We start from the raw sequence: 26,251 nt of genomic DNA on the forward strand, positions 1-26,251 counted from the left end.
TGCCCATGGGTAGGTCGGGTTAGCCGAAGGCGTAACCCGACTGCGTCGCAATGATCAGTTCTGTTCCGGCCAGACGCGAATCGGGGCGCCTTCGGTGGGCCAGAAGCGCAGTTGGTCGATGTTGGAGATATCCCAGCGCTCGATCTGCGAAAGCAGGTGCAGGAAATGCTGTTCCTGCTGCATGAGGTGTTCGGCGCACATCTTGCGGGTGCTGCCGATCTGGCTGAAGCGGATCTGCTGGCCGTCGAGCTGGTAGCTGGCGAACCAGTGGTTGCAGCCAGCGTTGCCGTAGGCGCGGTCCTGACTGAAGGTCAGCGAGACAGGATTGCGGCCAACCACGGGTTCGTCGCCGATCCACTCGGTGATGTAGGTGACGTCATATTGCAGCTTCTGTGACTCGACGGCGCAGCCGCTGACGAACAATGCGGCAAGGGCGGTCAGCAGGATGTTTTTCATGGCCGGGTTCCCTTGCAGGCCGGGCACAGGTGGCGACCGGCGTCGTTCCTCCAGCCGAGTTCGGCGATGCGGGCTTCGGCAGCTGGGGTACGGGCGGCGTCGCCTTTGGCTGCGTCCACGGCGAATTCGAAATCCAGCTGTTTGCCGCAGCTGTCGCAATCGACCTGCCAATTGATGATCGCCAGTTCGCGGAATACCGGCCCGCTGGCCATGGCTGTCCATTGGCCCGGTGGGTTGATGAGGTGACGAACCTTGTCCACGGTCAGACGCTGGGAAAGCTCGCGGCTGCCCTTGAGGGTAACGATCAGTACATCTCCACTGCGGATCGATCCGCCGTTACCGGTGACTTGATAGCGACCCGGCGCCAGCGCGCGGCATTCGGTGAGGGTGTGGGCGGGGTTGAGCAGGGTGTAGCGGAAATCGTGTTCGGCCATGACTCGTGTTCGATTGAGAAGGTTGCGGTGGCGGCAATGCTAGCACGGCCAGGAAAAGCAGCTTCAAGCTGCAAGTAAGCACAGGACGATGACAGGTACGGCGTTGCCTCTGTGGTGCTTGATTGTCTGCTCGTCGGGTTGGTGAAGCGTAACCCGACCTACGAAGCCCAGCCATTTTTGTAGGTCGGATTAGCCGAAGGCGTAATCCGACGGCAGATTCACAGACAACCACAGGACGATGACAGGTCCGGCGTTGCCTCTGTGGTGCTTGATTGTCTGCTCGTCGGGTTGGTGAAGCGTAACCCGACCTACGAAGCCCAGCCATTTGTAGGTCGGATTAGCCGAAGGCGTAATCCGACGGCAGATTCACAGACAACCACAGGACGATGGCAGGTACGGCGTTGCCTCTGTGGTGCTTGATTGTTCGCTCGTCGGGTTGGTGAAGCGTAACCCGACCTACGAAGCCCAGCCATTTGTAGGTCGGATTAGCCGAAGGCGTAATCCGACGGCAGATTCACAGACAACCACAGAACGATGACAGGTACGGCGTTGCCTTTGTGGTGCTTGATTGTCTGCTCGTCGGGTTGGTGAAGCGTAACCCGACCTACGAAGCCCAGCCATTTGTAGGTCGGATTAGCCGAAGGCGTAATCCGACGGCAGATTCACAGACAACCACAGGACGATGACAGGTACGGCGTTGCCTCTGTGGTGCTTGATTGTTCGCTCGTCGGGTTGGTGAAGCGTAACCCGACCTACGAAGCCCAGCCATTTGTAGGTCGGATTAGCCGAAGGCGTAATCCGACGGCTTGAAGGCGTAACCCGACGATACGACGTTGACGGATAATCTTGCCTCCAGCGGTTTTTTGCCCTTATGGCCGTGGATTGGCGAAGGTGTCTTCGAGGAAGCGTTGCATGTCGGCCCAGGAGCGCTCGTCGGCCTGTTTGTCGTAGGCGACGTCTACGCCTTTTTCCTGGAATTTGTCCGCGCCGGGATTGGTAAAGCCATGTTTGGCGCCGGGCTGGTTGACGAAGGTGTAGTCGGCGCCGGCAGTGACCATTTCCGTGTTGAGGGCGGCGACGTCTTCGATGCTGACCATGCTGTCCGCGCTGCCGTGTTCGACCAGCACGCGAGCTTTGACGCTGCCGGGCGCGGCGCGGGTCTGGGTGGCGAGGGCGCCGTGGAAGCTGACCACGCCCTCCAGCGGCACGCCTTGGCGCGCCATGTCCAGCACGACCTTGCCGCCGAAGCAGTAGCCGACCGCGGCGAGTTTGGCGGCATCGGTCTGTTGCTGTTGCTTGAGCAGGTCAACACCGGCATTGAAGCGGGCCTTGGCGGCGTCGGCATCGGCCAGCGCGGCCTGCATGAAGCTCATGGCGTCCTTGGGGTGATCGGTGTTTTTGCCTTCGCCGTACATGTCGATGGCCAGGGCGCTGTAGCCCAGTTCGGCCAGGTTGCGCGCGCGTTGCTTGGCGTAGTCGTTCAGGCCCCACCATTCATGCACCACGACGATGCCGGGGCGTGGCCCTTCGATGGCATCGTCATAGGCGTAGTAACCGATCATTTCCGTACCGTCGGCGGCGGTGTAGGGGATTTCCCGGGTCTGGATTTCAGCGTGGGCGACGAGGCTAGTGGCCATGAGCAGGCCGAGCAGGGGGTAGCGCATCGGTGTTTTCCTTCTTGTTTGGATGACAACGAGGATAGGCGAAGGGTAGTGGTAACTGTTTGGACAGTACGCCAGGCCAAATAAATTCGGCCCTACGGTACGCCAGCGTCGGATTACGCCTCCAAGCCGTCGGATTACGCCTTCGGCTAATCCGACCTACAAATGGCCGGGGCTTCGTAGGTCGGGTCACGCTTCACCGACCCGACGAGCGTAGAGTGGATGTAAAAAACGACATCCACCCTACGCTTTCGTCCAGCCTCCAGCGCCTTTGTCGTCCCTTGTGCCTTACCAACCCGGTACGCCGTGCATGTCCGGCAGACGGTGGGCGATGCCCTTGTGGCAGTCGATACAGGTGGCTTCGCCACTGGCCAGAGCCGTGGAGTGGAACTGTGCGGCGCGTGGGGCCTGGCGGGTGAAGTCCATGTAGTCGAAGTTGTGGCAGTTGCGGCATTCGAGCGAGTCGTTGGCCTTCAGCCGACGCCATTCACGCTCGGCCATTTCCCGGCGCAGGCCGAGAAACTTTTCCCGCGTGTTGATGGTGCCGAAGATCTTGCCCCAGACTTCCTTGGAGGCCTGCATCTTGCGGGCGATCTTGTCGGTCCATTCATGCGGGACGTGGCAGTCCGGGCAGGTGGCCCTGACGCCCGAGCGGTTGGTGTAGTGGATGGTGTCCTTGATCTCCATGTAGACGTTGTCTTCCATCTCATGGCAGGAGATGCAGAAGGTCTCGGTATTGGTGACTTCGAGTGCGGTGTTGAAGCCGCCCCAGAAGATGATGCCCGCGATGAATCCGCCAAGCGTCAGGGCACCCAGGCTGTAGTGCACGCTGGGGCGGCGCAGAACGTTCCAGTATCGTTTGAGAAACGACAGTATCGACTTCATCCTGGCGCCCTCACTGTTGGTTCTGTGTGTTTTCGTGATAGAGCAACTCGTCGATGTTCTCGAAGTCGTTCTTCACCAGCGGTTTCACGTCGTGCTGCACCACATGGCACTGGGTACAGAAATACCGGCGTGGAGCGACCGTCCCGAGCGTCTGGCTGTCACGGTCGGTGAAGTGGGTGATGCTGATCATCGGCGCCTGGGTGCGTGCGCTGTTGGCGCGGCTGTGACAGGCCAGGCACCTGTTGCCGTTCATGTCGACCTGGTAGCCACGGATGGCATGCGGGATGGTCGGCGGCTGCTCGGGGTAGTTGCGTTCGCGTTTGAGGTCCTTGTTCTCTTCATCCCTCAAGGGCGGTGGCGTGAATTCCTGGGTGATGCTGCCGCCGACCCGCCGCCCGTCCGGCGCGGGCGCGTCGAGCGGGTAGTCGGGTTCGGCAGCGATGGCCAGGCCGCACAAGGCAAGGAGGGTCAACGTCAGTACACGAAATTTCATGATGGCTCTCCTCAGGCGATGCTGACCACTTCGATCTTAACGGCGCATTTTTTGTAGTCGGTTTGCTTGGAGATCGGGTCGGTGGCGTCGAGGGTGACCTTGTTGATCAGTTTGTTGGCGTCGAAGAAGGGCACGAAGACCAGGCCTTTCGGCGGTTTGTTGCGACCACGGGTTTCGATCCGCGCCTGCATCTCGCCACGACGGCTGATGACCTTGACGACGCTGCCGCGACGGGCATTGATATCGCGCGCATCGTCCGGGTGCATGTACACCAGCGCATCCGGCACTGCACGGTGCAGCTCGTCGACCCGCTGGGTCATGCTGCCGGTGTGCCAGTGCTCCAGCACGCGTCCGGTGCTGAGCCAGAAGGGGTATTCCTCATCCGGCATTTCGGCAGGAACCTCATAGGGCAGGGCGAAGATGATCGCCTTCTTGTCCGGGTAGCCGTAGAACTGCACGCCGGTGCCTTTTTCCACGTAGGGGTCGTAGCCTTCGCGGTAGCGCCAGAGGGTTTCCTTGCCATCGACCACTGGCCAGCGCAGGCCGCGCTCCTGGTGATAGACGTCGAAATCGGCCAGGTCATGGGCATGCCCGCGACCGAACTGAGCGTACTCTTCGAAGAGGCCCTTCTGCACGTAGAAACCGTAATCCTCGGACTCCTGGTTGCGGTAACCCTCGGCGATGTCGCTGGTGGGGAACTGGTCGACCTGACCGTTCTTGAACAGCACCTCGAACAGGGTCTTGCCCTTGAGTTCCGGCTTTTTGGCCAGCAGTTCGGCGGGCCAGACCTCGTCGGTGGTGAAGCGCTTGGAGAATTCCATCAGCTGCCACAGGTCGGAGCGGGCTTCACCCGGTGCGTTGACCAGCTGGTGCCAGAAGTGGGTGCGGCGCTCGGCGTTGCCATAGGCGCCCTCCTTTTCCACCCACATGGCGGCGGGGAGGATCAGGTCGGCAGCTTGCGCAGACACCGTGGGGTAGACGTCGGAAACGATGATGAAGGTCTCCGGGTTGCGCCAGCCCGGCAGGATTTCCTGCATCACGTTGGGACCGGCCTGCATGTTGTTGGTGACCTGGGTCCAGTAGACCTTGAGGCCGCCATCTTTCAGCTCGCGGCTTTGCTGTACGGCGTGGAAGCCCGGCTTCTCCTGAATGGTGCCTTCGGGCAGCTTCCAGATCCTCTCTGAGACGGCGCGGTGTTCTGGGTTGTTGACCACCATGTCCGCTGGCAGGCGATGGGAGAAGGTGCCGACTTCCCGGGCGGTGCCGCACGCCGAGGGCTGGCCGGTGAGCGAGAAGGGGCTGTTGCCCGGCTCGCTGATCTTGCCGGTGAGCAGGTGGATGTTGTAGATCATGTTGTTCGCCCAGACACCGCGGGTGTGCTGGTTGAAACCCATGGTCCAGAAGGACATCACCTTGACCTTCGGGTCGGCATACAGCTCGGCCAGCGCCTTCAGGCGTTCGGCGGGTACACCCGATTCCTGAGCAGCGTGTTCCAGGGTGTAGGGCTTGAGGAACTCGGCGTAGTCCTCGAAGCTGATGTCGGTCCAGCTGCCGGCCACGCCGGCGTTCTCGGCCTTCAGTTCGAGCGGATCGGTGGGGCGCAGGCCGTAGCCGATGTTTGTCGCGCCCTTGGCGAAGCGGGTGTGGTTCTTGACGAAATCCTCGTTGACCGCGCCGCTCTGGATGATGTGGTTGGCGATGTAGTTGAGGATCACCAGGTCGGTTTGCGGGGTGAAGGTCATCGGGATGTCGGCGAGCTCGTAGCTGCGGTGCTCGAACGTCGACATGACTGCGACCTTGACGTGTGGCGCAGTCAGGCGGCGATCGGTCACGCGGGTCCAGAGCACCGGGTGCATCTCGGCCATGTTCGAGCCCCAGAGCACGAAGGCGTCGGCGACTTCGATGTCGTCGTAGCAGCCCATGGGTTCGTCCATGCCGAAGGTGCGCATGAAGCCGACCGCCGCCGAGGCCATGCAGTGGCGGGCGTTGGGGTCGATGTTGTTGGAGCGGAAGCCCGCCTTCATCAGCTTGTTGGCCGCGTAGCCTTCCCAGACGGTCCACTGGCCGGAGCCGAACATGCCCACCGCGCTCGGGCCGCTCTCCTTGAGCGCCGCCTTGTACTTCTCTTCCATGATGTCGAAGGCCTGCTCCCAGCTCACCGGCTGGAACTCGCCCTGCTTGTCGTACTGGCCGTTCTTCATGCGCAGCAGCGGCTGCGTCAGGCGGTCAGTGCCGTACATGATCTTCGACAGGAAGTAGCCCTTGACGCAGTTGATGCCACGGTTGACCTCGGCCTTCACATCGCCATGGGTAGCGACGACGCGATCACCGCTGGTGGCGACCATGACGCCGCAGCCGGTGCCGCAGAAGCGGCAGGGCGCCTTGTGCCACTTGAGGTTGGTGGACTGTGGATCGGTAATCAGGTTGGTGGCGCTGGTGGCGATCGGGATACCGGCTACCGTGGCGGCGATAGCGGCGGCGTTGGCCTTGGCGAATTGGCGACGGGTAAGGCTCATTCAGGCTTCTCCTTCGAGAGTGAGGAGTTCGTGGTAGATCAGGGCGGCGTTGAGTACGCCGGGCAATTGCTGGATATGGTCGATGGTGTCCAGAATCCGGCTTTCATGCTCGGCTTCGAGGACGACCACCACTTTTCCCGCAGCGCTTTCCTGATGCAGTTCAAGGCCAGGCAGAAGCGCCAGGTTCCTTTTTACAGCGTCAAGCAGCTCAGGCCGGCAGTGCACCAGCAGGCTTGCTATATGCAAGGCGTCATTATTTGTTTTCGTCATCAGGCTTCGCCTATCACGGTAAATGGCGTTCGCATCTGCCTTTCGGACCATATCGAAAAAATCAGTTCAGCGGGCCGGGTGGGCCAAGGAATGTCAGCTGGCTGATCCAGACGATGAAGCCGTAGCCGCCGACCAGCGCAATACTCAGCAGCGGGAACAGAAAGATCAGCAGGAACAGGAACAGGCGGGTTTCCTGGCTTTTGCTAGGGATGGCATCGGTGTCATTCGGCACTGTGTTCACCTTGGTGGTTCTGCTCTCATGTCAGGAGTCTAGGTAGTGCTGTTGGCTTAGGCAAAGAGATTTGCCGCTAAGTAGCTGATGTTGCAGGTTTATGGACATTTCATTGTCCTCGGACAAGAGACAGGATCAGGTTGCTGGCGTTCCGTCGGCTACCGGGACGGCTTTCGGAGGTCATATTGGCTGAAGGCGTAATCCGGCAACCCACCGTATGCCGCCAAAGTGACGAAATTGCCACGCTACGGGAGTATCCTTACGTTTTTCCGAGACCCTCCGTGCCGAATTTCGGCCCCTGATCATGAATACCGATAGTCAGCCATCCACTCATCTGAAGCGCGGCACCGGTGCTTACCGCCGTGCGACCCTGGCGCTGTTCTGTGCCGGTTTTGCCACCTTCGCCATGCTGTATTGCGTGCAGCCGCTATTGCCGCTGCTGGCGTCGCATTTCTCCGTATCAGCGGCCAGCAGCAGCTTGGCGTTGTCCCTGACAACTCTGTCATTGGCGGTCTGCCTGCTGGTGTCCGGGGCGCTTGCCGAAAGCTGGGGGCGCAAACCGGTGATGGTCGCGGCCCTGGCGCTGGCCAGCCTGCTGGGCCTTGCTTGTGTGCTGGTGGAATCCTGGAATCTGTTGCTGGTTCTGCGGGCCTTGCTAGGGCTGGCGCTCAGTGGCCTGCCAGCGTTGGCGATGGCTTATGTGGGGGAAGAATTCGACCCGGAGTCATTGCCGGCGGCGATGGGGCTGTATATCGGCGGCACGGCTCTGGGCGGTCTGCTGGGCCGCTTGCTGTCTGGCCTGTTGAGCGATATGGGCGGCTGGCAAATGGCGCTCGGCGGCATTGCCGGCTTGGGGCTGTTGGCGCTGGGACTGTTCGTCTGGCTGCTGCCGCCGTCGCGTCACTTCAAGGCTCAGGCGCTGTCGCTGCGTGGGTTGCTGGACAATTTTCGCCAGCATCTGGTCAATCCCGTACTGCGCAATCTGTTCTTGCAGGCTTTCCTGTTGATGGGCGGTTTCGTTGCGCTTTTCAATTACATCGGCTTCCGCTTGGCAGGTGCGCCTTTCGGCTTGTCGTCCACGGTGATCGGTTTGCTGTTCACCGTGTATCTGGCGGGCATTTTCAGCGCTGGATGGGCCGGGCGGCTGGTGCCGCGCTTCGGTGCCAAAATGGTGCTGCAGGGCGGTATTGGTCTGATGCTGCTAGGTGTGGTGCTGTGTTCTCTGCCCTGGCTGACGGCCATCATCGCCGGTCTGGCGCTGTTCACCCTGGGCTTCTTCGCCGCTCATGCGGTGGCCAGCGGGCAGGTCGGCCAGCATGCCAGGGGCGCCAGGGCTCAGGCATCCGCGCTGTATCTGTGCGCCTATTATCTTGGGTCGAGCGTGGTGGGTTACGCGGCGGGTTATGTCTGGGAACATGCGGGCTGGCTGCCGCTCATGGCGGTGCTGGCGGCGTTGTTCGTGTTGGCGGCCTGGAAGGTGCGAAGCCTGTAGGGTGGGGCACGCTCCACCGAGCGGAGTTGCGGTGGATGTAAAAAGCGGCATCCACCCTACGTGCTGTTTGCTTCGCTGGATTACGTCTTGGATCGTTGGATCATGCCTTCGAGCCGTCGGATTACACCTTCAAGCCGTCGGATTACGCCTTCGGCTAATTCGACCTACAAATGGCCGGGGCTTCGTAGGTCGGGTTACGCTCCACCAACCCGACGAGCGCACCATCAAACCCCACAATGGCAAACGCCGTACCTGTCATGGCGCTTGTGGTTGTCTGTAAATCTGCTTTCCAAAGTTTATTCCAGACGTTGCTGGCCGCTGAACACCAGCGTGGCGCGACAGCTGCGGCAAAAGTAGCGGCGACCCTTGCGTACCAGCGCATGGCGTTGGCTGGTGAAGGGGAAATCCCGCTCGGGACACTCGCAGCGATAGATATAGCGGCTGACCTGGCGGCGGGCGACTTCGTAGTTATGGCAGCGATCAGGTGGCAGCTCATAGACGCCGCGCATGATCAGTTGCCATTCCTCACCGTGGGGCTGGATGCGTGGACCGAACAGCTGGTGCGCCACCAGATGGGCGACTTCGTGAGCCACGGTCTGCTGCAGGAAGTGCTCCGTGTTCGCCCGGTAGAGTTGCTCGTTGAAGCGCAGCAGATTCTGAGCGAGATGCGCTACGCCTGCCTTCTGGCCACGCAGCTTGAGGCTCACCTGGGGGCGCTTGAAGTGCTGCTTGAAGAAAGTGTCGGCCAGCTGATAGCAGGCTTCGACACGGGCATTGAGTCGCTCGGGCATCGGGCACTCCGGTTGCAGAGCGCCGTATTATGCCAAAGCACTGGACTGAGGTGTTCGATGGTCACTCGTTTGGACGCTCGTTGAAGCGTCGCTCGTTGTCCAGCCCGCCTGGCGTTTCCTGCGGACGGTTCTCCTCGAAGCCATGGCTCTGGCTCTGTACGGTGTCGCGTTCGTAGGTCGGATCCAGGACCTGCAGCCAGAACAGGATCATCGGTACTTTCAGGTTGACCAGTACCAGCAGGCCGACAGCCCAGGTGCTGGCGCCGTAGAGAAAGGTATTGCGACTGTCGATGCGCATGAAGGTCGGCAGGCCGACGAACAGCAGATAAGTGGAATATGCACCTGCTGCAACCAGTACCGTGACGGCGGTCCAGCGGGTCGGGTAAAGCGCGCCGAGTCCGGCCAGAAAGAACGGCGTGATGACGTAGGCGGTGAAGCCCACGCACTGATTGAAGGTTGGGCGAGCCTCGAACGTGCGCGACATCCAGCGCAGGAAGAAGCCCATGATGAAGGTGCCGACGATAATGGTGAGGTAGATCAGCACGCTGAGTTGAGCGGCGCTTCGGGTGTCGACCCAGACCCGCTCGTCCTCAACCAGGCTCCAGCCTATGTAGCGGGTACCGATGAACATGCAGACGGCTGGCAATAGCGCCCAGAGAAAAAGATGCAGGAGGTAGTTGGAGCTGTTGCGTTCCTCGTCTCGGCGGATTTCGGTCCAGGCTTGGTCGGGGCGGGTCATCAGGGTGAAAAAATGCGGGATCATGGGAGTCTCCATCTGCCTCGGGTGGCTTTGCCACGGCGTAACGCCCTGGCTGGCGTTACGCTTTAGAACGGCAGATGCGCCAAGGGTTTCCCCCTGCGTCGGTATGTATCAGAAACGAAGTGGGCCGCCTGATGGCGGCCCCTTATGCCTGCGTATGTGCAGCGGTTAGCGTACGTAGACCGGCCCCACACCCATTCCCCACATGATCACCGACAGCGCGATGATCGCCACCAGCACCACAAGTCCCACGGCCAGCACTGAGCTGGAGAACAGAAAGCCTTCATCCGAAGGGATGTTCATGAAGGTCGGCAGGCCGACATAGAGCAGGTAGGCCGTGTAGCAGATTGCTGCCGTACCGACGAGCATGCCAAGCCATAGAACGGGGTAGATCGCAGCCAGACCACCGATAAACAGGGGCGTTGCGGTATAGGCGGCGAACATGACGCATTGCGTAAGGGTTGGGCTGGCATCGTAGGTGCGGGACATCCAGTGAATGAAGGCACCCATGACGGCGACACCGGCAAGCATGGCCAGGTACGACAGCAGGGTGAGTTGCAGTGCGCTGCTTTGCGTGAGCATCACGGTTTCACCGCCGCCAATGCTCCAGCCGAACTTCGTGGTGCCGATGAAGGCCGAAATCGGCGGGATCGCAGCCAGTACCAGTACTTCCCAAAGGTGCAGGCGCCCGACGCGCCGTTCTTCCCCGGTGATTTCCTGCCATTCCTGGTCGGGATGAGCGAACAGTCCCCAAACGTGATTGATCATGCCTGCGCCTCCTCGGTATTGGAGAGCCGCTTCGCCTGTCAGACCGTCGAAAAACTACCTGCGTTGGCAATACATCGTTAAAAACAACCTCGTCTTGCCTGCCTCGCCTACGTTTTTCAACGGCCTGCTGGCTTGCGCCAGCGTGAAAGCGTGCGACCTTATGACGCAGTATAGGAGGGCAAACAATGGCTGCGCTGCGCTGGTTAGAGCGTTTGGAAGCTATCCCTTCAGTCGTAATAACGCTGCAATATTTCCATCGCCAGGTTGATCGACTGGATTCGCGTCGTGCTGCCGCCACGGTCAGGATGGTGGATGCTGACCAGCTGGCGATAGCGTCGCTTGATGGCATGCAGGGTCAGCGACGGATCTTCCTGCTCCAGCTCGAACAACTCCAGTGCGGCGCGCTTCTGGTCGGGGCTCCAGGCCTCTTGTGGTTCGCCCTGGTAATCGCCACGCATGCGTGACCAGAAACTGGCCAGCAGGCGCTCCACTTCTTCTTCGTCGGTGTCGCGCAGGTTGTCCATGTCCAGGTAGTACGCACGCAGCGGGTCCGGCTCGCTGATCCCGCTGGCTGCTGCGACATAGGGCTGCAGCTGGATACTCAGGGGGGATATCTGCAGGCTGTGGCGAGCCTGCTGCCAAAGACGGTCACGCAATTGATAAAGCGCGTTGAACACCAGGAAATGCGTACGGAACAGCACCAGCTTGTCGAACAGCGGCAAATGCGAAATGTGCGTGCTGTGGCGGGCCTTGAGTTGCTGGATCAGCTGGTATTCGCTGCAACCCTCCGGTTGCTCGCGCAGCAGCACGAAAATCTGCTCGGCCAGGTCCATCTCGGGTGCGAGTTCGTCGTTCATGTCGGCAAGCCTAGCAAAGACGGAAAGGATGGACTGGGGCGATGCGCGCTTTGCGCGTAAAATGCGCGCCTTTCGTATTCCAACCGGATTCCAGACATGGGCAACCTTTCGGTCAACCAGAACAAACTGCAGAAACGCCTGCGCCGCCTGGCCGGTGAGGCAGTCACCGACTTCAACATGATCGAGGAGGGCGACAAGGTGATGGTCTGCCTGTCCGGCGGCAAGGACAGCTACACCATGCTCGACGTGCTGCTGTACCTGCAGAAGGTCGCACCCATCCGGTTCGAGATCGTCGCGGTGAACATGGACCAGAAGCAGCCGGGCTTTCCCGAACATGTGCTGCCCGAGTATCTCAAGAGCCTGGGTATCGACTACCACATCGTCGAGAAGGATACCTATTCGGTGGTCAAGGAGAAGATCCCGGAAGGCAAGACCACCTGCTCGCTGTGTTCGCGCCTGCGTCGCGGCACGCTCTACACCTTCGCCGACGAGATCGGTGCGACCAAGATGGCCCTCGGTCATCATCGCGACGACATCCTGGAAACCTTCTTCCTCAACATGTTCTACGGCGGCACGCTCAAGGCCATGCCGCCCAAGCTGCTCTCCGACGATGGCCGCAACGTGGTGATCCGTCCGCTGGCCTATTGCAGCGAGAGCGACATCGAAGCCTATTCGCAGATGAAGGAATTCCCGATCATCCCGTGCAACCTCTGCGGCTCGCAGGAGAATCTGCAGCGCCAGGTGGTCAAGGACATGCTGCGCGAGTGGGAACGCAAGTCGCCGGGCCGCACCGAGATCATGTTCCGTGCGCTGCAGAACGTGGTGCCCTCGCAACTGGCCGACCGCAGCCTGTTCGATTTCAAGAGCCTGCGCATCGACAACGACGCCACGCCGCGCTTCGTCGATGTGATGAGCCTTTAAAGGCAAACGACGATTAAAGACGCGGGAGGCTGGAGGGAAGCGGGTGGATGTCGCTTTTGACATCCACTGTGACTCTGCTTGTCGGGTTGGTGAAGCGTAACCCGACCTACAAAACCCCAGCCATTTGTAGGTCGGATTAGCCGAAGGCGTAATCCGACGATCCGCAGGCGTATCCGACGACTTGCAGCCTGCGACTCGAAACATTAAGGTTGATGCCAATCAGGAGTTGAACATGTCCCTCAGCCTCGCTTTCCAGTCCATTGCCAACGCCAGTGCCACGTGCACTGCGCAGTTGCGTGGGCAGATGATTGCGGCTGCGGGTTATTACTTTGGGTATTGGTTTAGCCGCAGGCGCGTCTGATACCCCAACAGGCGCCCCAGCAAACAGGGTCGCCACCAAACGTTTTTTCAAACCCCGGTCGGCTACCCGACCGGGGTTTTTGTTTTTTTGGCCAAACAATCTGCACAACGAGGAATACAGCATGAGCACCTATTACCGCACCGACCGTTATTACCGCTACGACTGGCGATTTAGCCGCTTCACCGCTGCCCCGACACCCCCTGAACGAACACACGATTAGCGCCGTCGCGGGATTGCCCGCGATGGCCGAAGGAACCGCCAGCTCATGAATGCTTCCGTCACTACCCAGAACGCCGCTGTCCAGCTTGATCTCGCTGAAGTCTCGGCTCCCGTTTCCATCCCCGCTCGCCGCAGCGCCCAGCCGTTGCCCAGCCCCGCCGTGTTGCGCCAGCGCCTGCCGCTGAATGCCGCGCTCGCCGAACGTATCCATCACCACCGCAACGCCGTTCGCGCCGTGCTCGATGGCCACGACCCGCGCCTGCTGGTGGTGGTCGGTCCCTGTTCCCTGCACGACCCGCTTTCCGCGCTGGAATACGCTCAGCGCCTGGCCGAACTGGCGCCGCAGGTCGAAGACCAGTTGCTGCTGGTAATGCGTACCTACGTGGAAAAGCCGCGCACCACGGTCGGCTGGAAAGGGCTGCTCTACGACCCGCACCTGGACGGCAGTGGTGACATGGCCGAAGGCCTGCGCCTGTCGCGCCGGCTGATGCTGGACATTCTCGATACCGGCCTGCCCATCGCCAGCGAACTGCTGCAGCCACTGGCGACCAGTTACTTCGACGATCTGCTCGCCTGGGCCGCCATCGGTGCGCGCACCAGCGAGTCGCAGGTTCATCGCGAGATGGTCAGCGGACTGGACCTGCCGGTGGGTTTCAAGAACGGCACCGACGGCAGCCTGGGCATCGCTTGCGACGCCATGCGTTCGGCGGCGCACCCGCACCGGCATTTCGGCATCGATGAGCTGGGGCATCCGGCGCTACTGGAAACGGCGGGCAATCCCGACACGCATCTGGTGCTGCGCGGTGGGCACGCCGGGCCGAATCACGATGCCGAAAGCGTCGCAGCCGCTCGCGCTGCGCTGGGGAAGCAGGGCATCGCCGCACGGATCATGGTCGATTGCAGCCACGCCAACAGCGGCAAGAACCCGCTGCGCCAGCCGGCGGTATTGCAAGAAGTCATCGCTCAGCGGCTGGCGGGCGACCCCAGCCTGCGTGGCGTGATGCTGGAAAGCCACCTGTTCGATGGCTGTCAGCCGCTGGGTGATGCGTTGCGTTATGGCGTCTCCATCACCGATGGGTGTCTGGGCTGGGATGCCACCGAGAAATTGCTGCGCGGCGCCGCCGAACGACTGCGCAGCCAATAGGCCGCTGCGACCTATGCGTTCGGGCGCAGTTGCTTCAGGGTTTCTGCGATCATGAACGCCAGCTCCAGCGACTGATCGGCATTCAGCCGTGGATCACAATGGGTGTGGTAGCGATCACCCAGGCCGTCTTCGGTGACGGGCCGCGAACCGCCGATGCACTCGGTGACGTTCTGCCCGGTCATCTCGATATGAATGCCGCCCGGATAGCTGCCTTCGGCGCGATGCACATCGAAGAACTGCCGCACCTCGGCCAGCACCCGCTCGAATGGGCGGGTCTTGTAGCCGCTGGAGGCCTTCATTGTATTGCCGTGCATGGGGTCGGAACTCCACAGCACCTGGCGGCCTTCGGCCTGCACGGCACGGATCAGCCGGGGCAGGCCGGCTTCCACCTGGTCCGCGCCCATGCGCACGATGAGGTTCAGACGACCCGGATCGTTTTCCGGGTTGAGAATGTCGATCAGGCGGATCAGCTCTTCGCTGTCCATGCTCGGGCCGACCTTCACGCCGATGGGGTTGCCCACGCCACGCAGGAATTCCACATGGGCGCCGTCCAACTGGCGGGTGCGGTCGCCGATCCAGAGCATGTGCGCCGAACAGTCGTACCAGTCGCCGCTGAGGCTGTCCTCACGCACGAATGCCTGCTCGTAATTGAGCAGCAGGGCTTCATGGGCGGTGAAGAAACTGGTTTCCCGCAGTTGCGGCATGTTGTCCATGCCGCAGGCGCGCATGAACTTCAGCGCCTGGTCGATTCGCGCACCCAGCTGATGGTACTTCTCGGCCATCTGCGAATTGGCGATGAAGTCCAGATTCCACTGGTGGACCTGATGCAGATCGGCAAAACCGCCCTGGGCGAAGGCGCGCAGCAGGTTCAGGCTGGCGGTGGACTGATGGTAGGCCTGCAACAGACGCTCGGGGTCCGGTACGCGGCTTTTCTCGTTGAAGTCGATGCCATTGACGATATCGCCCCGATAGGCGGGCAGGGTGACGTTACCGATGGTTTCCTCACCCGCCGAACGCGGCTTGGCGAACTGACCGGCCATGCGCCCGACCTTCACCACCGGGCAACTGGCGGCGAAGGTCATGGCGATGGCCATCTGCAGCAGCACCTTGAAGGTGTCGCGGATCTTCGTCGCGGAGAACTCGGCAAAACTCTCGGCGCAATCGCCGCCCTGCAGCAGAAAGGCACGGCCCTGGGTTACTTCGGCAAACTGCCGCCGCAGCTCACGCGCCTCACCGGCGAATACCAGCGGGGGCAGCCCCGTCAGGGTTTGCTCGACACGCTGCAAATGCGCCATATCAGGGTACACGGGCTGCTGCTGAATGGGCTTGCTCCTCCAGCTGGCGGGGCTCCAGGTCGGGTTCATCGGATTATTTCCATGGCAAAAAGTGCGGGGATTTTACCTGACGCGATGAGAGGATGCTGATAGTTGCGGGTTATGGGCCGGACGAAGGTGTACACAAACCAAAAAGAGTGCTGGGTTGGCTGATATGTCGAGGGTGGATTCCCACGCGGAGCGTGGGCGCGAGGCGCTCCTTCTGCTGTGTGTTGGCCGGCAGAGTCAGGTATTGCTGAGCTCCTGGAAAAGCTGTGTCATGGCGCTCATCAGGCTGCTTGTCAGGGCGCTGATGCTGGCTTGAAGCCCGGCCAGTTCGAGTTGTTTGGTTTCCTGGCTCAGGCTGGTGTCTGCCGTGGCTCTGGCCAGCTGTTGTTGCTGTTCATGCAACTGCCGCTGAAGGTCGCGGATGTACTCCAGCAGACGCTGGATTTCTTCGGGCAGTTCATAAGGGCTGCTTTCACCTTGGCTGCCGCCGGGTTGGCTGGTTTGGCCCAGGGCGGAGAGCGCCCGACCCAAGGAAGAAATATCTACGCTATCGGCCTGGCTGGATGGTGAGCGATTGTTTTCCGGTAGGGCAGGGTTGGCCAGGCTTGTTGTCCTGGCTGGCAGGCCGGATATGTTGGCCACTTGGGGTATCAGGCGCATGGCGTGATTGCAGTCTCTCTGTTCGTGATCTTTGTTTCGGCCAGTGGCCATTATTCTTTATCACTCCTGAGGCAGTTGCGTTTGTATATGCTGGAAACAGCTGAAGCACCTGCACAAACAGGCATCTCTGCTGGTTCCCACCGGGTTGACAGTTCGCGGGCATGGCCGCTCCTACTGCGTTCGGGCGGGGCGTCGAAGATGGTTCCATCCCTCATCAGGAGCAAATGATAGTGGGCAGGCAGGAAGTAATACTGGCCGAAGTGCGCGATGAGTTCGGTCTGGTGCGCGTGCTGGAGGTCGGGGATTATCGTTTTCTCGAATTTGGTGCGGCGGTGGAGCAGAGCTGCGTATTCACGGCTGCCCCGAGCTGGCTGGAATACGACTACACGCGCGCCATGCTGATGGGTGGGTTGTTGCACCCAGCGCCGGAGACTGCGCTGTTTCTCGGGCTGGGTGCGGGGACGCTGACCCAGGCGTGTCTCGAATTCCTGCCGCTGGACGACGTCGAGGCCATCGAGTTGCGCCCGGCGGTGCCGGAGCTGGCGATGCGTTATCTGGGCCTGCAGAACGATGCGCGCCTGTACATTCGTATTGGCGATGCGGTGGAACTGCTGGAAACGGCGGAATCGGCTGACCTGATTTTCGTCGATCTGTATACCGATGTCGGACCGGCGGCGGCTCATCTGGCCTGGGTCTTTCTCAAGCGCTGCCAGGAAAAGCTCAACCCCGGCGGCTGGCTGATCATCAATCAGTGGGGCACCGAGGATGACAAACCGCTGGGTGCGGCGCTGCTGCGGGGTTTGTATCACCGACATTACTGGGAATGCCCGGTGAAGGAAGGCAACGTGGTGCTGTTCGTACCGGCGGTCCTGGAGCAATCGCTGGATCTGGACGGGTTGCGCCAGCGCGCCGCCGAGCTGGCGCCGCGCCTGGGCTATTCGCTCGACTCATTGATCGGGGCGCTGCGACCGGCGAGCTGATTGCCCTGTTCTGGTGCGTGTTGCGGCGGAATTCTCTGCGCCTGCCTTGTAGCGAGGCGTAATGAGCCGCCGTCCGGGGATGAAACCGGCCTGGAAGCTGGTCTGTTAATTGCAATTTGCCATGGTATTCCTGTACGCAAGGAGCCGCCGTGAGCAGCCTTCAAAGTCATCTGATGCAACTGTCTTCCCGCGAACGTCACTGGCTGCCCTGGCTGGGTGGGACGGGCAAGCTGGCCATGCGCTGGTCGTGCTGGCTGAATCGCCACAGCGTTCCGGTTGTGGAGGATATATTCGAGGGGATCGCCCAGTCGCGGGCGCGTATCCTGCAGAACTGGGTGGCGGCGCACTGGGAGCAGTTGGAGGATCTGGCAAGCAGCCTTGGAGCGGATGTCCTGCGTGTGAATGCGGCATTGCTCGAAGCCAAGCGTGTGCAGATGGCCGATTTCTCCGAGCTGTTCGTGATCGAACCGCAGGGACGGGTGATCGCCTCGACCTGCGCTGCTCACATTGGCCAGCAGGATCTCGACAGGCGTGCCGTCGCCGAGGGGTTGGGCAAACCGTTCCTGCACGGACCCTATTCTGATGTGCTGACGCAGCGCCTGGGGTCCACGAGTTCGCGTTTCCATGATGCGGTGACGCTGATGTTCTACCAGCCGGTAAAGGTTGCCGGGAACACCATCGGTTGCATCTGCGCCCGCGTGCCCAACGATGTGCTGGGCGACCTGATCCAGCGCGAGGCCGGGCATATCTATCCCGAGTCGGGCGACAACTATCTGTTCATGGTCGAATCGCGTTTCGACAGCAGCATCCAGCCTGGCACGGCGCTGTCGCGCTCACGCTTCGAGGACTCGACCTTCAGTCACGGCGACAATCTCAAGAGTGGCATTCGCACGGCCTGGGGCACGGTGCGGGTGCAGCAGCACACCGAACTGGAGCTGCGCTTCACTGATCCGGCCACCGGACAGCTGCATCCGGGGGTTCGCGAAACCATTGCCAGGGGCGCCAACCTGTTCGTTACCTATCCGGGGTATTCCGACTACCGGCATATCGCGGTGGTCGGCAAGGGCATGACGTTCCAGATGCAGGGTTCGTCGGATCGCTGGGGCATGATGTGCGAGGCCGATCTGGAGGAGGTCTATCGACGCCGCTCGCTGAGCGTCGGGCTGATGAAGACCTATATGCTCACCGTGACCACGCTTTTCATTCTCGGTGGTTTGCTGCAGGCATTCAGCGGGCTGTCGCAGCCGGTACTCCATGTGCTCAACGCCTTGTTGCTTCTGCTGGGGGCATGGGTCTTTGCCGCTTTCGGTCCGCGACGGCTGGCGGCGCGGATGCAGGCCATGACCGACGTGATCCGTACCCTGGCGGAGGGCGAGGGCAACCTTCGCCAGCGCATCGACAGCGCGAGCATGCCGCGCGACGAGAGCGGCGACATGGGCCGCTGGATCAACAGCTTCATTGACAGCCTGGACACTGTGGTCGGGCAGGTCATCCATGTCTCCAGGCATGTTCGCCAGGACAACGAGCTGATGCTCGAACGCAGCGGCGAGGCAGGCCAGACCACCAGCGAGGTCGCCGAATCGATTCATCAATTGCTCTTGCTGGTGGAAGAGCAGCTTGGCGAAATCCAGCAGGCCTCGATGACCGCCGAGGACATGAAGGCCGCCATGGATGAGGTCGTGGCTCGTGCCCGAGAACGCTTCGATATCGTCCGTGAGGGCACCGAATCCATTCGCGACGTGGTGCAGCGCTCGGCCCAGAGTGTGCAACTGCTCGACAGCCGCATGGGCGAGATCGATGAAATCGTCGGGCTGATCAGCGACATCACCACCCAGACCAACCTGCTGGCCCTGAACGCCGCGATCGAGGCGGCGCGTGCCGGCGAGCATGGGCGCGGTTTTGCCGTGGTGGCCGGCGAAGTGCGTTCGCTGGCTCAGCGCACCGCCAAGGCTGCGGAGGACATTCGCACCAAGGTGGAAAGCCTGCAACAGGAAACCCGCCAGGCGGTATCGTTCATGGAGGGCGGCGTGCAGAACGTCGACAGCAGCCTGCGCCTGACCGAGGAAGCCTCATCGGAGAATGTGCATCTGCACCAGACCGTCGAGCGCATGTTCGACATCATCAAGCAGCTCAACGAACGCAGCCTGCATTACGGCCAGACCATCCGGGGTGTCGATCAGGCTTCCAGCGAAATGGGCCAGACCCTCGGTGTGCTGCAGGACAGCGCCGAGCGCGTGCGCCATACCGCCGGTAAGCTGCAGCAACTGGTCGGGCGTTTCCGCGTCAGCGCCGCCAACAGCGAGGCCGCCTGAGTCGGGAGCCTGGCAGGGCACGCCGAACCTGTCAGGCGTGCCCTTGGCGGTGATGGCCGGCTATGCAGGCTCTATGCAAAATACGCGCACAGGCGCACAAATTCCGGTATAGTACGCGCCGGCTGAAACCCAGCCTGCGTTCAGGTACTGCAACACACGAAGCGCTGCTTCGGCTGCTATCCGCTTTCGCGGCTATCCTTGACGATTCATCATTCATTCGTTTTCGCAAACCCCGCCGACCAAGGCTGCCAGGGTGACCCGTCTCCGGGTTTTACATGGCATGCGCAGCTTCGGAACATGGGTCTTTGCGGAGCATCAGGAAAAGACCCATGACCCAGGAAATCGGCGGCTTTGCCGCACTCGGTATTCATCCCGCTGTACTCGCTGCCGTTGCCGCGGTGGGCTACGAAGAGCCTTCGGCAATCCAGACTCAGGCCATTCCGGTCATTCTCGGCGGCCACGACATGATCGGCCAGGCCCAGACCGGCACCGGCAAGACTGCGGCCTTCGCGCTGCCATTGCTGTCGAAGATCGACCCGGCGCGTCGCGAAGTGCAGGCGCTGATTCTCGCGCCGACCCGTGAGCTGGCGCTGCAGGTCGCCACCGCGTTCGAAACCTATTCCAAGCAGATGCCTGGCGTTGGCGTCGTCGCCATCTACGGTGGCGCGCCCATGGGGCCGCAGCTCAAGGCCATTCGCCAGGGCGCGCAGATCGTCGTGGCGACGCCGGGGCGTCTGGTCGATCACCTCAGCCGCAACGGCGCGCTGCTGTCGACCGTGCAGTTCCTGGTGCTCGACGAAGCCGACGAAATGCTCAAGCTGGGCTTCATGGATGACCTGGAAGTCATCTTCGAAGCCATGCCGGAGAGCCGCCAGAGCGTGCTGTTCTCCGCCACGCTGCCGCATTCGATCCGTGCCATTGCCGAGAAGCATCTGCGCGAGCCGCAGCACATCAAGATCGCCGCCAAGACCCAGACCGTCGCCCGTATCGAGCAGGCGCATCTGATGGTCCATGCCGACCAGAAGATTTCAGCGGTGCTGCGTCTGCTGGAAGTCGAGGATTTCGACGCCCTGATCGCTTTCGTGCGGACCAAGCAGGCCACCCTGGATCTGGCCGCCGCGCTGGAAGCCAAGGGCTACAAGGCCGCCGCGCTGAACGGCGATATCGCCCAGAACCAGCGTGAGCGCGTCATCGAATCGCTCAAGGATGGCCGCCTGGATATCGTGGTCGCCACCGACGTCGCCGCACGCGGTCTGGACGTGGCGCGCATCACCCACGTATTCAACGTGGACATGCCCTACGATCCCGAATCCTACGTGCATCGTATCGGTCGTACCGGCCGTGCCGGTCGCGATGGCCGTGCGCTGCTGCTGGTGACGCCTCGCGAGCGCCGCATGCTGCAGGTCATCGAGCGTGTCACCAATCAGAAGGTAGCCGAAGTTCGTCTGCCCAATGCGCAGCAGGTGCTCGATGCCCGCATCAAGAAGCTCACCAACGGCCTCGCGCCGCTGGTCGCGGACGCCGAAGCCAGTCATGGCAAGCTGCTCGACAAACTGGTTGCCGATATCGGTTGCAGCCCGCGTGCACTGGCTGCCGCACTGTTGCGCAAGGCGACCAATGGTCAGGCACTGACCCTGGCTGAAGTCGAGAAAGAGCAACCGCTGGTGCCGAACAGCGGCCCGCGCGAGCGTTCCGAGCGCCCGGAACGCAGCGGTGACCGCGAGCGTCGTGCGCCGATCCCGCTGGGTGAAGGCCGCGCTCGTTGCCGCACGCCGCTGGGTGCCCGTGACGGCATCGCCGCGCGTAACCTGCTGGGCGCCATCCTCAATGAGGGCGGGCTGGCCCGCGAAGCCATCGGTCGTATCCAGGTGCGTGACAGCTTCAGCCTGGTCGAGCTGCCGGAAGAGGGCCTTGAGGGCCTGCTCGGCAAGCTCAAGGACACGCGCGTAGGTGGCAAGCAGCTCAAGCTGCGTCGTTATCGCGAAGATTAAAACCAGCCGTTTCGGCTAGGCTTTAAGGGTGTCAAAGCGAAGGGTGGACTGAAAAGTCCGCCCTTTTTTGCGTCTGCAGGATCAAAGATCGTAATTGCTCAGCTCCCGGGCGATCAGCAGGCGCTGGATCTCGCTGGTGCCTTCGTAGATCTGGGTGATGCGTGCGTCGCGGTAGTAGCGCTCCACCGGATAGTCCTCCAGATAGCCATAGCCGCCGTGGATCTGCATGGCCTTGGAGCAGACGTACTCGGCGGCCTCGGAGGCGAACAGCTTGGCCTGGGAAGCCTCCGACAGGCACGGCAGCTCGGCGCTGCGCAGGCGTGCGGCATGCAGGATCAGCAGGCGCGCCGCATTGAGCCGGGTGTGCATGTCGGCGAGCATGTTGGACACGCTCTGGTGCTCGATGATGGGCTTGTCGAACTGGACGCGCTCACGCGCATAGGCCAGCGCCGCCTCGAATGCTGCACGGGCGATGCCCAGCGCCTGGGCGGCGATGCCGATGCGACCGCCTTCCAGATTCGACAGGGCGATGGCCAGGCCCTTGCCACGCGGGCCGAGCAGGTTGGCCCCGGGGACACGGCAGTCGCGCAGGGTCACGCCGCAGGTGTCCGAGGCGCGCAGCCCCATCTTTTTTTCCAGGCGGTCGACGACGAAACCGGGATTGTCGGTAGGTACCAGAAAGGCCGACAGTCCCTTCTTGCCCAGTTCGGGGTCGGTGACGGCGAAAACGATGGCGATCTTCGCGCGCCTGCCGTTGCTGACGAACTGCTTGGCGCCGTTGATGACCCATTCGCCATTTTCCAGTACAGCGCGGGTACGCAGGTTGTGTGCCTCGGAGCCGGCCTGCGGTTCGGTCAGGGCGAAGCAGCCGATGGCGCGGCCAGCGGCAAGATCGGGCAGCCACAGGTTCTGCTGCTCGGCGGTGCCGTACTTGAGGATCGGCCCGCAGCCGACCGAACTGTGCACGCTCATCAATGCGCCGAGGGCACCATCGCCGGCGGAGATTTCCTCGACGGCCAGCGCATAGGCGACGTAATCGACATAACTGCCGCCCCAGGGCTCGGGCACGATCATGCCGAGCAGGCCGAGTTCGCCCATCTGCGTCACGACCTGGCCGTCGATCCAGCCGGCTTTGGCCCAGGCCTGGGCCTTGGGTGCGACCTCGGCGCGGGCAAAATCGCGTGCCATGTCGCGGATCATGCGCTGCTCTTCGGTGAGTTCGATGTCGTGCATGGCGGCGATCCTTCCGTTCAGAGGGTGTTTGAGCTGGCTGTTGCGGATGGCCCGCTCCTACGAACGTTTAAAAAAATCGGCGATACGCTGTGGGGTGACTTCAGCCAGCGCAGGCGGGTTCCAGCGCGGATTCCTGTCCTTGTCCACGATCAGCGCGCGCACGCCTTCGATGAGGTCGCCACGGTCGAACCACTGGCGATCCAGATGCAGTTCCATGGCAAAGCACTCGGCAAGGGATAATGTGCGCCCGCGCCGGAGCATTTCCAGGGTAACGCTGACCGCCAGTGGCGAACGGCTGTCGAGGGTCTTCAGGGTTTCAACAGCCCAGTCGCGGTACTCGGGGCGTTGTTCGGCTGCCAGGGAGTCGAGGATCGCCGGGATGCTGTCGTGGCCGAAGTGCTGTTCGATGGCCGGCGCCAGGGACTTGAACGACGCCTCCGGCAGTTCGCTGGCGGCCACCGAGGCGAGCAGGTTATCGAGGATTTCGCTGGCCGGAGCACTCCAGTCCTGCTGGTCGAGGCGCTGCTGGAGCTCGGCGAAGCGTTCGTGGGGCACACAATGGTCGGCGAGCCCGGTGTACAGGGCATCGGCGGCGTCCACATGGTTGCCGGTCACGCCCATATAAATGCCCAGATTGCCGGGCACGCGCGGCAGAAAGTAGCTGCCGCCGACATCCGGGAAATAGCCGATGCCGACTTCCGGCATGCCCATGCGCGTGCGTTCGGAAATCACCCGCAGCGAGGCGCCCTGAACCAGGCCCATGCCGCCGCCGAGCACGTAGCCATTCATCAGCGCCAGCAGCGGCTTGCTATAGGCGTGAATGTACTGGTCCAGCGCGTACTCTTCTTCGAAGAAGTCCCAGCGCAGGTTGTCGCCATTCTTGTGGCTGTCGTAGAGCATGCGGATATCGCCGCCAGCGCAGAAGGCCTTTTCCCCGGCGGCGCGCAGGACCACGGCCAGGATCTCCTGATCATCTGCCCATTGCTGCAACTGGCGGTGCAGGATACGCACCATCGGCAGGGTCACGGCGTTCAGGCCGGCCGGACGATTGAGGGTGAGGTAGCCGACGCGGTTGCGAACTTCGACCAGTACGGGTGCTTCGGTTGGGGACATGCTCAGTGTTCCTGACGGTAGAGTTTGATGATCGCAGAGAAATCCAGCGCGCCGTCGCCCTGCAGGCTGAAGGCCTGGTAGAGCTGCTGGGCGAGTGCTCCGAGGATAACCGGCTGACGCACCTGTCTGGCCGCCTCGCTGGCCAAGCCCAGGTCCTTGAGCATCAGGTCGCTGCCGAAACCGCCGCTGTAGCCGCGTGAGGCGGGGCTGTTTTCCACGACGCCGGGAAAAGGATTGTAGATTTCCGAACTCCAGCAGCGGCCACTGGAAGCATTGATCACGCCGGCCAGCACCTTGGCGTCCATGCCGAGGGTGACGCCCAGGGACATGGCTTCGGCCACGCCGATCATGGAAATGCCCAGCAGCAGGTTGTTGGCGACTTTGGCCACCTGGCCGTTGCCGCTGTCGCCGCAGTGGACGATGTTCTTGCCCATCGTCGCGAGAATCGGCTCGGCCTTCTGAAAGTCCGCCTCGTTGCCGCCGACCATGAAGGTCAGGGTGCCGGCTGCCGCGCCCACCGTGCCGCCGGATACGGGCGCGTCGAGCATCGGATTGCCCTGGCTGGCCGCCGTCGCGGCGACTTCGCGGGCAGTCATGGGGTCGATGGTGGAGCAGTCGATCAGCAGCACGCTCGCCGGGACATGACCCAGCAACCCGTCATCGCCGAGATAGACCTGCCGCACATGCGCCGCCGCCGGCAGCATGCTGATGATGACCTCGACGCCCGCCTGAGCGATGGCGACCGGTGAGGCGGCTGCCTGAGCGCCGGCTTCCACCAGGCCGGCGAGCGCCGTGGTGGAAGGATCGAAGACGCTGAGTCGATGTCCGGCCTTGAGCAGGTTGCGGGCCATGGGCCCACCCATGTTGCCGAGTCCGAGAAAACCGATATGCATGGATGTTTCCTGTTTTTGTACGAGGTGCCGTTGTTTTGAGCCTAGCAGGCCTGGAGCGGTGGGCCGTCACGAAGCGGGCGCCTTTATTTGCGACGGCGGCGGAAAGCGCTCGAAATTTTCGTCCCGAGGGCGGACCATAGCCTGCCTACAGACAACCGCGATGTCTCTACGGGCGTCGCCATTCGAGAGGATACGCATGAACAGCAAGGTCGTTTTCATCACCGGCGCCACGTCCGGGTTCGGTCGTGCCACTGCACGCCGTTTTGCCGAAGATGGCTGGTCGCTGGTGCTGACGGGGCGCCGTTTCGAACGGCTGGAAATGCTGAAAGAAGAGCTGGAAGCCAAAGTGCCGGTGCATATCGCCAGCCTTGATGTGCGCAGTATCGAAGCGGTGAAAGAGGTGATCGCGCAACTGCCCGAGGGGTTTCGTCAGGTCACTTGCCTGGTCAATAACGCCGGCCTGGCACTGGCCCCCGAGTTGGCGCAGCAGACCGATCTGAATGACTGGCACACGATGATCGATACCAATATCACCGGGCTGGTCAATGTCACCCACACGCTGCTGCCGACGCTGATCGAGACGGGCAAGGGCGCCAGCATTATCAATATCGGCTCGGTTGCAGGTTCCTGGCCCTATCCGGGTAGCCATGTCTATGGCGCCAGCAAGGCGTTCGTGCAGCAGTTCAGCTACAACCTGCGCTGCGATCTGGTGGCAACCGGCGTGCGGGTCACGGATATTGCGCCAGGGCTGGCCGAGACGGAGTTCACCCTGGTGCGTAACAAGGGTGACCAGGCGGCATCCGATGCGTTGTACAGCACGACTACACCGCTGACTGCGGAAGATATCGCCGAGCAGATTTTCTACGTCGCCACATTGCCGGCGCATATCAATATCAATCGGCTGGAAATCATGCCGTCGCGGCAGGCTTGGGCGGGTTTTGCGATTGATCGCGACAAGGTGTGACGCGGCTGCGAAAGGAGGGGTGTGTCAGGCGCTGTGTTCAGCTGAGCGCCAACGCCTGACCAGCGGAATCAGTTCACTGCATCCTTGAGTGTCTTGCCTGGCTTGAAGCCTGGCAGCTTTGCGGCAGAAATCTTGATGGTGGCGCCAGTCTGCGGGTTACGACCGTCGCGGGCGGCGCGCTCCTTGACGGCAAAGGTGCCGAAGCCGACCAGGGTAACGCTGTCACCGTTCTGCAGGGTGTTGGTGACGCTTTCGGTAAAGGCATCGAGTACGCGGGTTGCGGTGGATTTTGGAATGTCCGCGGAGGCGGCGATCGCTTCAATCAACTCGGCTTTGTTCACAGGTATGGCTCCAGATTGGATGGGGTGGTCAGTATAGGCAGCGTCGTGCTTCGTCGCCTGCGGCAAATTCTCTCTTTTTCAAAAAATAACGACTCCGGCGCCTGATACCGGTGGCGCATACGGTGCTGGAAGCGTGGTAGAGCGGATGCGCTTGAGCTCTGGACCTTCACCGTAGGCAAGGG

General features: G+C 61.8%; 25 protein-coding genes. 7 read left to right on the forward strand and 18 right to left on the reverse strand.

Translation table 11 applies throughout. The annotated features are described in order from the left end of the window. Positions 1–54: 54 nt before the first annotated feature. The 8 genes from ACYCFC_RS05305 to ACYCFC_RS05340 all read right to left on the reverse strand — a co-directional run bounded on the left by ACYCFC_RS05305 (position 55) and on the right by ACYCFC_RS05340 (position 6,947). A complete protein-coding gene (locus ACYCFC_RS05305) occupies positions 55–456 on the reverse strand; it encodes an META domain-containing protein (protein WP_459653339.1) in 402 nt (133 codons plus the stop codon). Beyond that, positions 453–890 (reverse strand): hypothetical protein, encoded by a 438-nt coding sequence (locus ACYCFC_RS05310; RefSeq protein ID WP_459653340.1) that lies wholly within the window; start codon positions 888–890, stop codon positions 453–455. Before ACYCFC_RS05310 ends, ACYCFC_RS05305 begins: the two co-directional genes overlap by 4 nt. A gap of 869 nt (positions 891–1,759) precedes the next feature. Next, positions 1,760–2,554: a dienelactone hydrolase family protein gene (locus ACYCFC_RS05315; protein WP_459653341.1), complete on the reverse strand. Its 795-nt coding sequence runs from the start codon at positions 2,552–2,554 to the stop codon at positions 1,760–1,762. A 285-nt stretch (positions 2,555–2,839) separates the two neighbouring features. Further along, entirely contained in the window at positions 2,840–3,436 is a 597-nt protein-coding gene (locus ACYCFC_RS05320) for a cytochrome c3 family protein (RefSeq protein WP_181084337.1), read from the reverse strand. Positions 3,437–3,446: 10 nt separating this feature from the next. After that, positions 3,447–3,929 (reverse strand): nitrate reductase cytochrome c-type subunit, encoded by a 483-nt coding sequence (locus ACYCFC_RS05325; RefSeq protein WP_459653342.1) that lies wholly within the window; start codon positions 3,927–3,929, stop codon positions 3,447–3,449. Positions 3,930–3,940: 11 nt separating this feature from the next. Beyond that, positions 3,941–6,445, reverse strand: a complete 2,505-nt coding sequence (gene napA, locus ACYCFC_RS05330) for a nitrate reductase catalytic subunit NapA (RefSeq protein WP_181084333.1) — start codon at positions 6,443–6,445, stop codon at positions 3,941–3,943. Then, a complete protein-coding gene (locus tag ACYCFC_RS05335; RefSeq protein WP_181084331.1) occupies positions 6,446–6,715 on the reverse strand; it encodes a chaperone NapD in 270 nt (89 codons plus the stop codon). A 61-nt stretch (positions 6,716–6,776) separates the two neighbouring features. Further along, positions 6,777–6,947, reverse strand: a complete 171-nt coding sequence (locus ACYCFC_RS05340) for a periplasmic nitrate reductase, NapE protein (RefSeq protein WP_423835654.1) — start codon at positions 6,945–6,947, stop codon at positions 6,777–6,779. A gap of 304 nt (positions 6,948–7,251) precedes the next feature. Between ACYCFC_RS05340 and ACYCFC_RS05345 the strand changes: the two genes are divergently transcribed. Continuing rightward, positions 7,252–8,439 (forward strand): MFS transporter, encoded by a 1,188-nt coding sequence (locus ACYCFC_RS05345; protein ID WP_459653343.1) that lies wholly within the window; start codon positions 7,252–7,254, stop codon positions 8,437–8,439. A 296-nt stretch (positions 8,440–8,735) separates the two neighbouring features. Here the strand turns inward: ACYCFC_RS05345 and ACYCFC_RS05350 are convergent, their stop codons facing one another. From ACYCFC_RS05350 to ACYCFC_RS05365, 4 genes are all read right to left on the reverse strand, one after another. Beyond that, a complete protein-coding gene (locus tag ACYCFC_RS05350) occupies positions 8,736–9,230 on the reverse strand; it encodes a SprT family zinc-dependent metalloprotease (RefSeq protein WP_181084325.1) in 495 nt (164 codons plus the stop codon). Positions 9,231–9,291: 61 nt separating this feature from the next. Then, complete coding sequence (locus tag ACYCFC_RS05355; RefSeq protein ID WP_181084324.1) at positions 9,292–9,993, reverse strand: Yip1 family protein; 702 nt, start codon at positions 9,991–9,993, stop codon at positions 9,292–9,294. Between the two features lie 165 nt (positions 9,994–10,158). Then, a complete protein-coding gene (locus ACYCFC_RS05360) occupies positions 10,159–10,758 on the reverse strand; it encodes a Yip1 family protein (protein ID WP_181084322.1) in 600 nt (199 codons plus the stop codon). A gap of 227 nt (positions 10,759–10,985) precedes the next feature. Further along, positions 10,986–11,615 carry a DNA-J related domain-containing protein gene (locus tag ACYCFC_RS05365; protein WP_181084320.1) on the reverse strand — a complete coding sequence of 210 codons (630 nt, stop codon included), beginning with the start codon at positions 11,613–11,615 and terminating at the stop codon, positions 10,986–10,988. A 96-nt stretch (positions 11,616–11,711) separates the two neighbouring features. Between ACYCFC_RS05365 and ttcA the strand changes: the two genes are divergently transcribed. After that, positions 11,712–12,536: a tRNA 2-thiocytidine(32) synthetase TtcA gene (gene ttcA, locus ACYCFC_RS05370; protein ID WP_181084318.1), complete on the forward strand. Its 825-nt coding sequence runs from the start codon at positions 11,712–11,714 to the stop codon at positions 12,534–12,536. A 626-nt stretch (positions 12,537–13,162) separates the two neighbouring features. Continuing rightward, on the forward strand, positions 13,163–14,260 hold the full coding sequence (locus ACYCFC_RS05375) for a 3-deoxy-7-phosphoheptulonate synthase (RefSeq protein ID WP_459653344.1): 1,098 nt from the start codon (positions 13,163–13,165) through the stop codon (positions 14,258–14,260). An 11-nt stretch (positions 14,261–14,271) separates the two neighbouring features. Here the strand turns inward: ACYCFC_RS05375 and ACYCFC_RS05380 are convergent, their stop codons facing one another. After that, on the reverse strand, positions 14,272–15,624 hold the full coding sequence (locus ACYCFC_RS05380; RefSeq protein WP_459653345.1) for a class II 3-deoxy-7-phosphoheptulonate synthase: 1,353 nt from the start codon (positions 15,622–15,624) through the stop codon (positions 14,272–14,274). Between the two features lie 195 nt (positions 15,625–15,819). Beyond that, complete coding sequence (locus ACYCFC_RS05385) at positions 15,820–16,242, reverse strand: hypothetical protein (protein WP_181084312.1); 423 nt, start codon at positions 16,240–16,242, stop codon at positions 15,820–15,822. Between the two features lie 224 nt (positions 16,243–16,466). Between ACYCFC_RS05385 and ACYCFC_RS05390 the strand changes: the two genes are divergently transcribed. The 3 genes from ACYCFC_RS05390 to ACYCFC_RS05400 all read left to right on the forward strand — a co-directional run bounded on the left by ACYCFC_RS05390 (position 16,467) and on the right by ACYCFC_RS05400 (position 21,525). Next, positions 16,467–17,222, forward strand: coding sequence for a spermidine synthase (locus ACYCFC_RS05390; RefSeq protein WP_181084310.1), 756 nt, complete (start codon positions 16,467–16,469; stop codon positions 17,220–17,222). A 149-nt stretch (positions 17,223–17,371) separates the two neighbouring features. After that, positions 17,372–19,534 carry a methyl-accepting chemotaxis protein gene (locus tag ACYCFC_RS05395; protein ID WP_459653346.1) on the forward strand — a complete coding sequence of 721 codons (2,163 nt, stop codon included), beginning with the start codon at positions 17,372–17,374 and terminating at the stop codon, positions 19,532–19,534. Positions 19,535–19,863: 329 nt separating this feature from the next. Continuing rightward, positions 19,864–21,525 (forward strand): DEAD/DEAH box helicase, encoded by a 1,662-nt coding sequence (locus ACYCFC_RS05400; protein ID WP_459653347.1) that lies wholly within the window; start codon positions 19,864–19,866, stop codon positions 21,523–21,525. An 81-nt stretch (positions 21,526–21,606) separates the two neighbouring features. Here the strand turns inward: ACYCFC_RS05400 and ACYCFC_RS05405 are convergent, their stop codons facing one another. From ACYCFC_RS05405 to mmsB, 3 genes are read right to left on the reverse strand one after another with little or no spacing between them, the layout of a single operon-like run. Further along, complete coding sequence (locus ACYCFC_RS05405; protein WP_459653348.1) at positions 21,607–22,758, reverse strand: acyl-CoA dehydrogenase family protein; 1,152 nt, start codon at positions 22,756–22,758, stop codon at positions 21,607–21,609. 57 nt (positions 22,759–22,815) lie between these two features. After that, a complete protein-coding gene (locus tag ACYCFC_RS05410) occupies positions 22,816–23,871 on the reverse strand; it encodes an enoyl-CoA hydratase/isomerase family protein (protein ID WP_459653349.1) in 1,056 nt (351 codons plus the stop codon). A gap of 2 nt (positions 23,872–23,873) precedes the next feature. Further along, on the reverse strand, positions 23,874–24,764 hold the full coding sequence (gene mmsB, locus ACYCFC_RS05415) for a 3-hydroxyisobutyrate dehydrogenase (RefSeq protein WP_459653350.1): 891 nt from the start codon (positions 24,762–24,764) through the stop codon (positions 23,874–23,876). A gap of 196 nt (positions 24,765–24,960) precedes the next feature. On the opposite strand from mmsB, the gene ACYCFC_RS05420 reads away from it, so the two are divergent. Beyond that, complete coding sequence (locus tag ACYCFC_RS05420) at positions 24,961–25,728, forward strand: SDR family NAD(P)-dependent oxidoreductase (protein WP_181084298.1); 768 nt, start codon at positions 24,961–24,963, stop codon at positions 25,726–25,728. A gap of 68 nt (positions 25,729–25,796) precedes the next feature. Here ACYCFC_RS05420 and ACYCFC_RS05425 read toward each other — a convergent pair whose 3' ends face one another. Continuing rightward, on the reverse strand, positions 25,797–26,135 hold the full coding sequence (locus tag ACYCFC_RS05425) for an HU family DNA-binding protein (protein ID WP_219852647.1): 339 nt from the start codon (positions 26,133–26,135) through the stop codon (positions 25,797–25,799). Between the last annotated feature and the right edge of the window lie 116 nt (positions 26,136–26,251).

The organism is Stutzerimonas sp. NM35 (assembly GCF_054604355.1).

Excerpts from the sequence above, each read along its gene's own strand:
- ACYCFC_RS05315 (WP_459653341.1), bottom strand. The coding sequence starts at position 2,554 with ATGCGCTACCCCCTGCTCGGCCTGCTCATGGCCACTAGCCTCGTCGCC.
- ACYCFC_RS05360 (WP_181084322.1), bottom strand. The coding sequence starts at position 10,758 with ATGATCAATCACGTTTGGGGACTGTTCGCTCATCCCGACCAGGAATGG.
- ACYCFC_RS05420 (WP_181084298.1), top strand. The coding sequence starts at position 24,961 with ATGAACAGCAAGGTCGTTTTCATCACCGGCGCCACGTCCGGGTTCGGT.
- ttcA (WP_181084318.1), top strand. The coding sequence starts at position 11,712 with ATGGGCAACCTTTCGGTCAACCAGAACAAACTGCAGAAACGCCTGCGC.
- ACYCFC_RS05380 (WP_459653345.1), bottom strand. The coding sequence starts at position 15,624 with ATGAACCCGACCTGGAGCCCCGCCAGCTGGAGGAGCAAGCCCATTCAG.
- ACYCFC_RS05390 (WP_181084310.1), top strand. The coding sequence starts at position 16,467 with ATGATAGTGGGCAGGCAGGAAGTAATACTGGCCGAAGTGCGCGATGAG.
- ACYCFC_RS05345 (WP_459653343.1), top strand. The coding sequence starts at position 7,252 with ATGAATACCGATAGTCAGCCATCCACTCATCTGAAGCGCGGCACCGGT.
- ACYCFC_RS05325 (WP_459653342.1), bottom strand. The coding sequence starts at position 3,929 with ATGAAATTTCGTGTACTGACGTTGACCCTCCTTGCCTTGTGCGGCCTG.
- ACYCFC_RS05405 (WP_459653348.1), bottom strand. The coding sequence starts at position 22,758 with ATGCACGACATCGAACTCACCGAAGAGCAGCGCATGATCCGCGACATG.
- ACYCFC_RS05335 (WP_181084331.1), bottom strand. The coding sequence starts at position 6,715 with ATGACGAAAACAAATAATGACGCCTTGCATATAGCAAGCCTGCTGGTG.
- ACYCFC_RS05400 (WP_459653347.1), top strand. The coding sequence starts at position 19,864 with ATGACCCAGGAAATCGGCGGCTTTGCCGCACTCGGTATTCATCCCGCT.
- mmsB (WP_459653350.1), bottom strand. The coding sequence starts at position 24,764 with ATGCATATCGGTTTTCTCGGACTCGGCAACATGGGTGGGCCCATGGCC.
- ACYCFC_RS05310 (WP_459653340.1), bottom strand. The coding sequence starts at position 890 with ATGGCCGAACACGATTTCCGCTACACCCTGCTCAACCCCGCCCACACC.
- ACYCFC_RS05375 (WP_459653344.1), top strand. The coding sequence starts at position 13,163 with ATGAATGCTTCCGTCACTACCCAGAACGCCGCTGTCCAGCTTGATCTC.
- ACYCFC_RS05410 (WP_459653349.1), bottom strand. The coding sequence starts at position 23,871 with ATGTCCCCAACCGAAGCACCCGTACTGGTCGAAGTTCGCAACCGCGTC.
- ACYCFC_RS05320 (WP_181084337.1), bottom strand. The coding sequence starts at position 3,436 with ATGAAGTCGATACTGTCGTTTCTCAAACGATACTGGAACGTTCTGCGC.
- ACYCFC_RS05355 (WP_181084324.1), bottom strand. The coding sequence starts at position 9,993 with ATGATCCCGCATTTTTTCACCCTGATGACCCGCCCCGACCAAGCCTGG.
- ACYCFC_RS05305 (WP_459653339.1), bottom strand. The coding sequence starts at position 456 with ATGAAAAACATCCTGCTGACCGCCCTTGCCGCATTGTTCGTCAGCGGC.
- ACYCFC_RS05350 (WP_181084325.1), bottom strand. The coding sequence starts at position 9,230 with ATGCCCGAGCGACTCAATGCCCGTGTCGAAGCCTGCTATCAGCTGGCC.
- ACYCFC_RS05385 (WP_181084312.1), bottom strand. The coding sequence starts at position 16,242 with ATGCGCCTGATACCCCAAGTGGCCAACATATCCGGCCTGCCAGCCAGG.
- napA (WP_181084333.1), bottom strand. The coding sequence starts at position 6,445 with ATGAGCCTTACCCGTCGCCAATTCGCCAAGGCCAACGCCGCCGCTATC.
- ACYCFC_RS05365 (WP_181084320.1), bottom strand. The coding sequence starts at position 11,615 with ATGAACGACGAACTCGCACCCGAGATGGACCTGGCCGAGCAGATTTTC.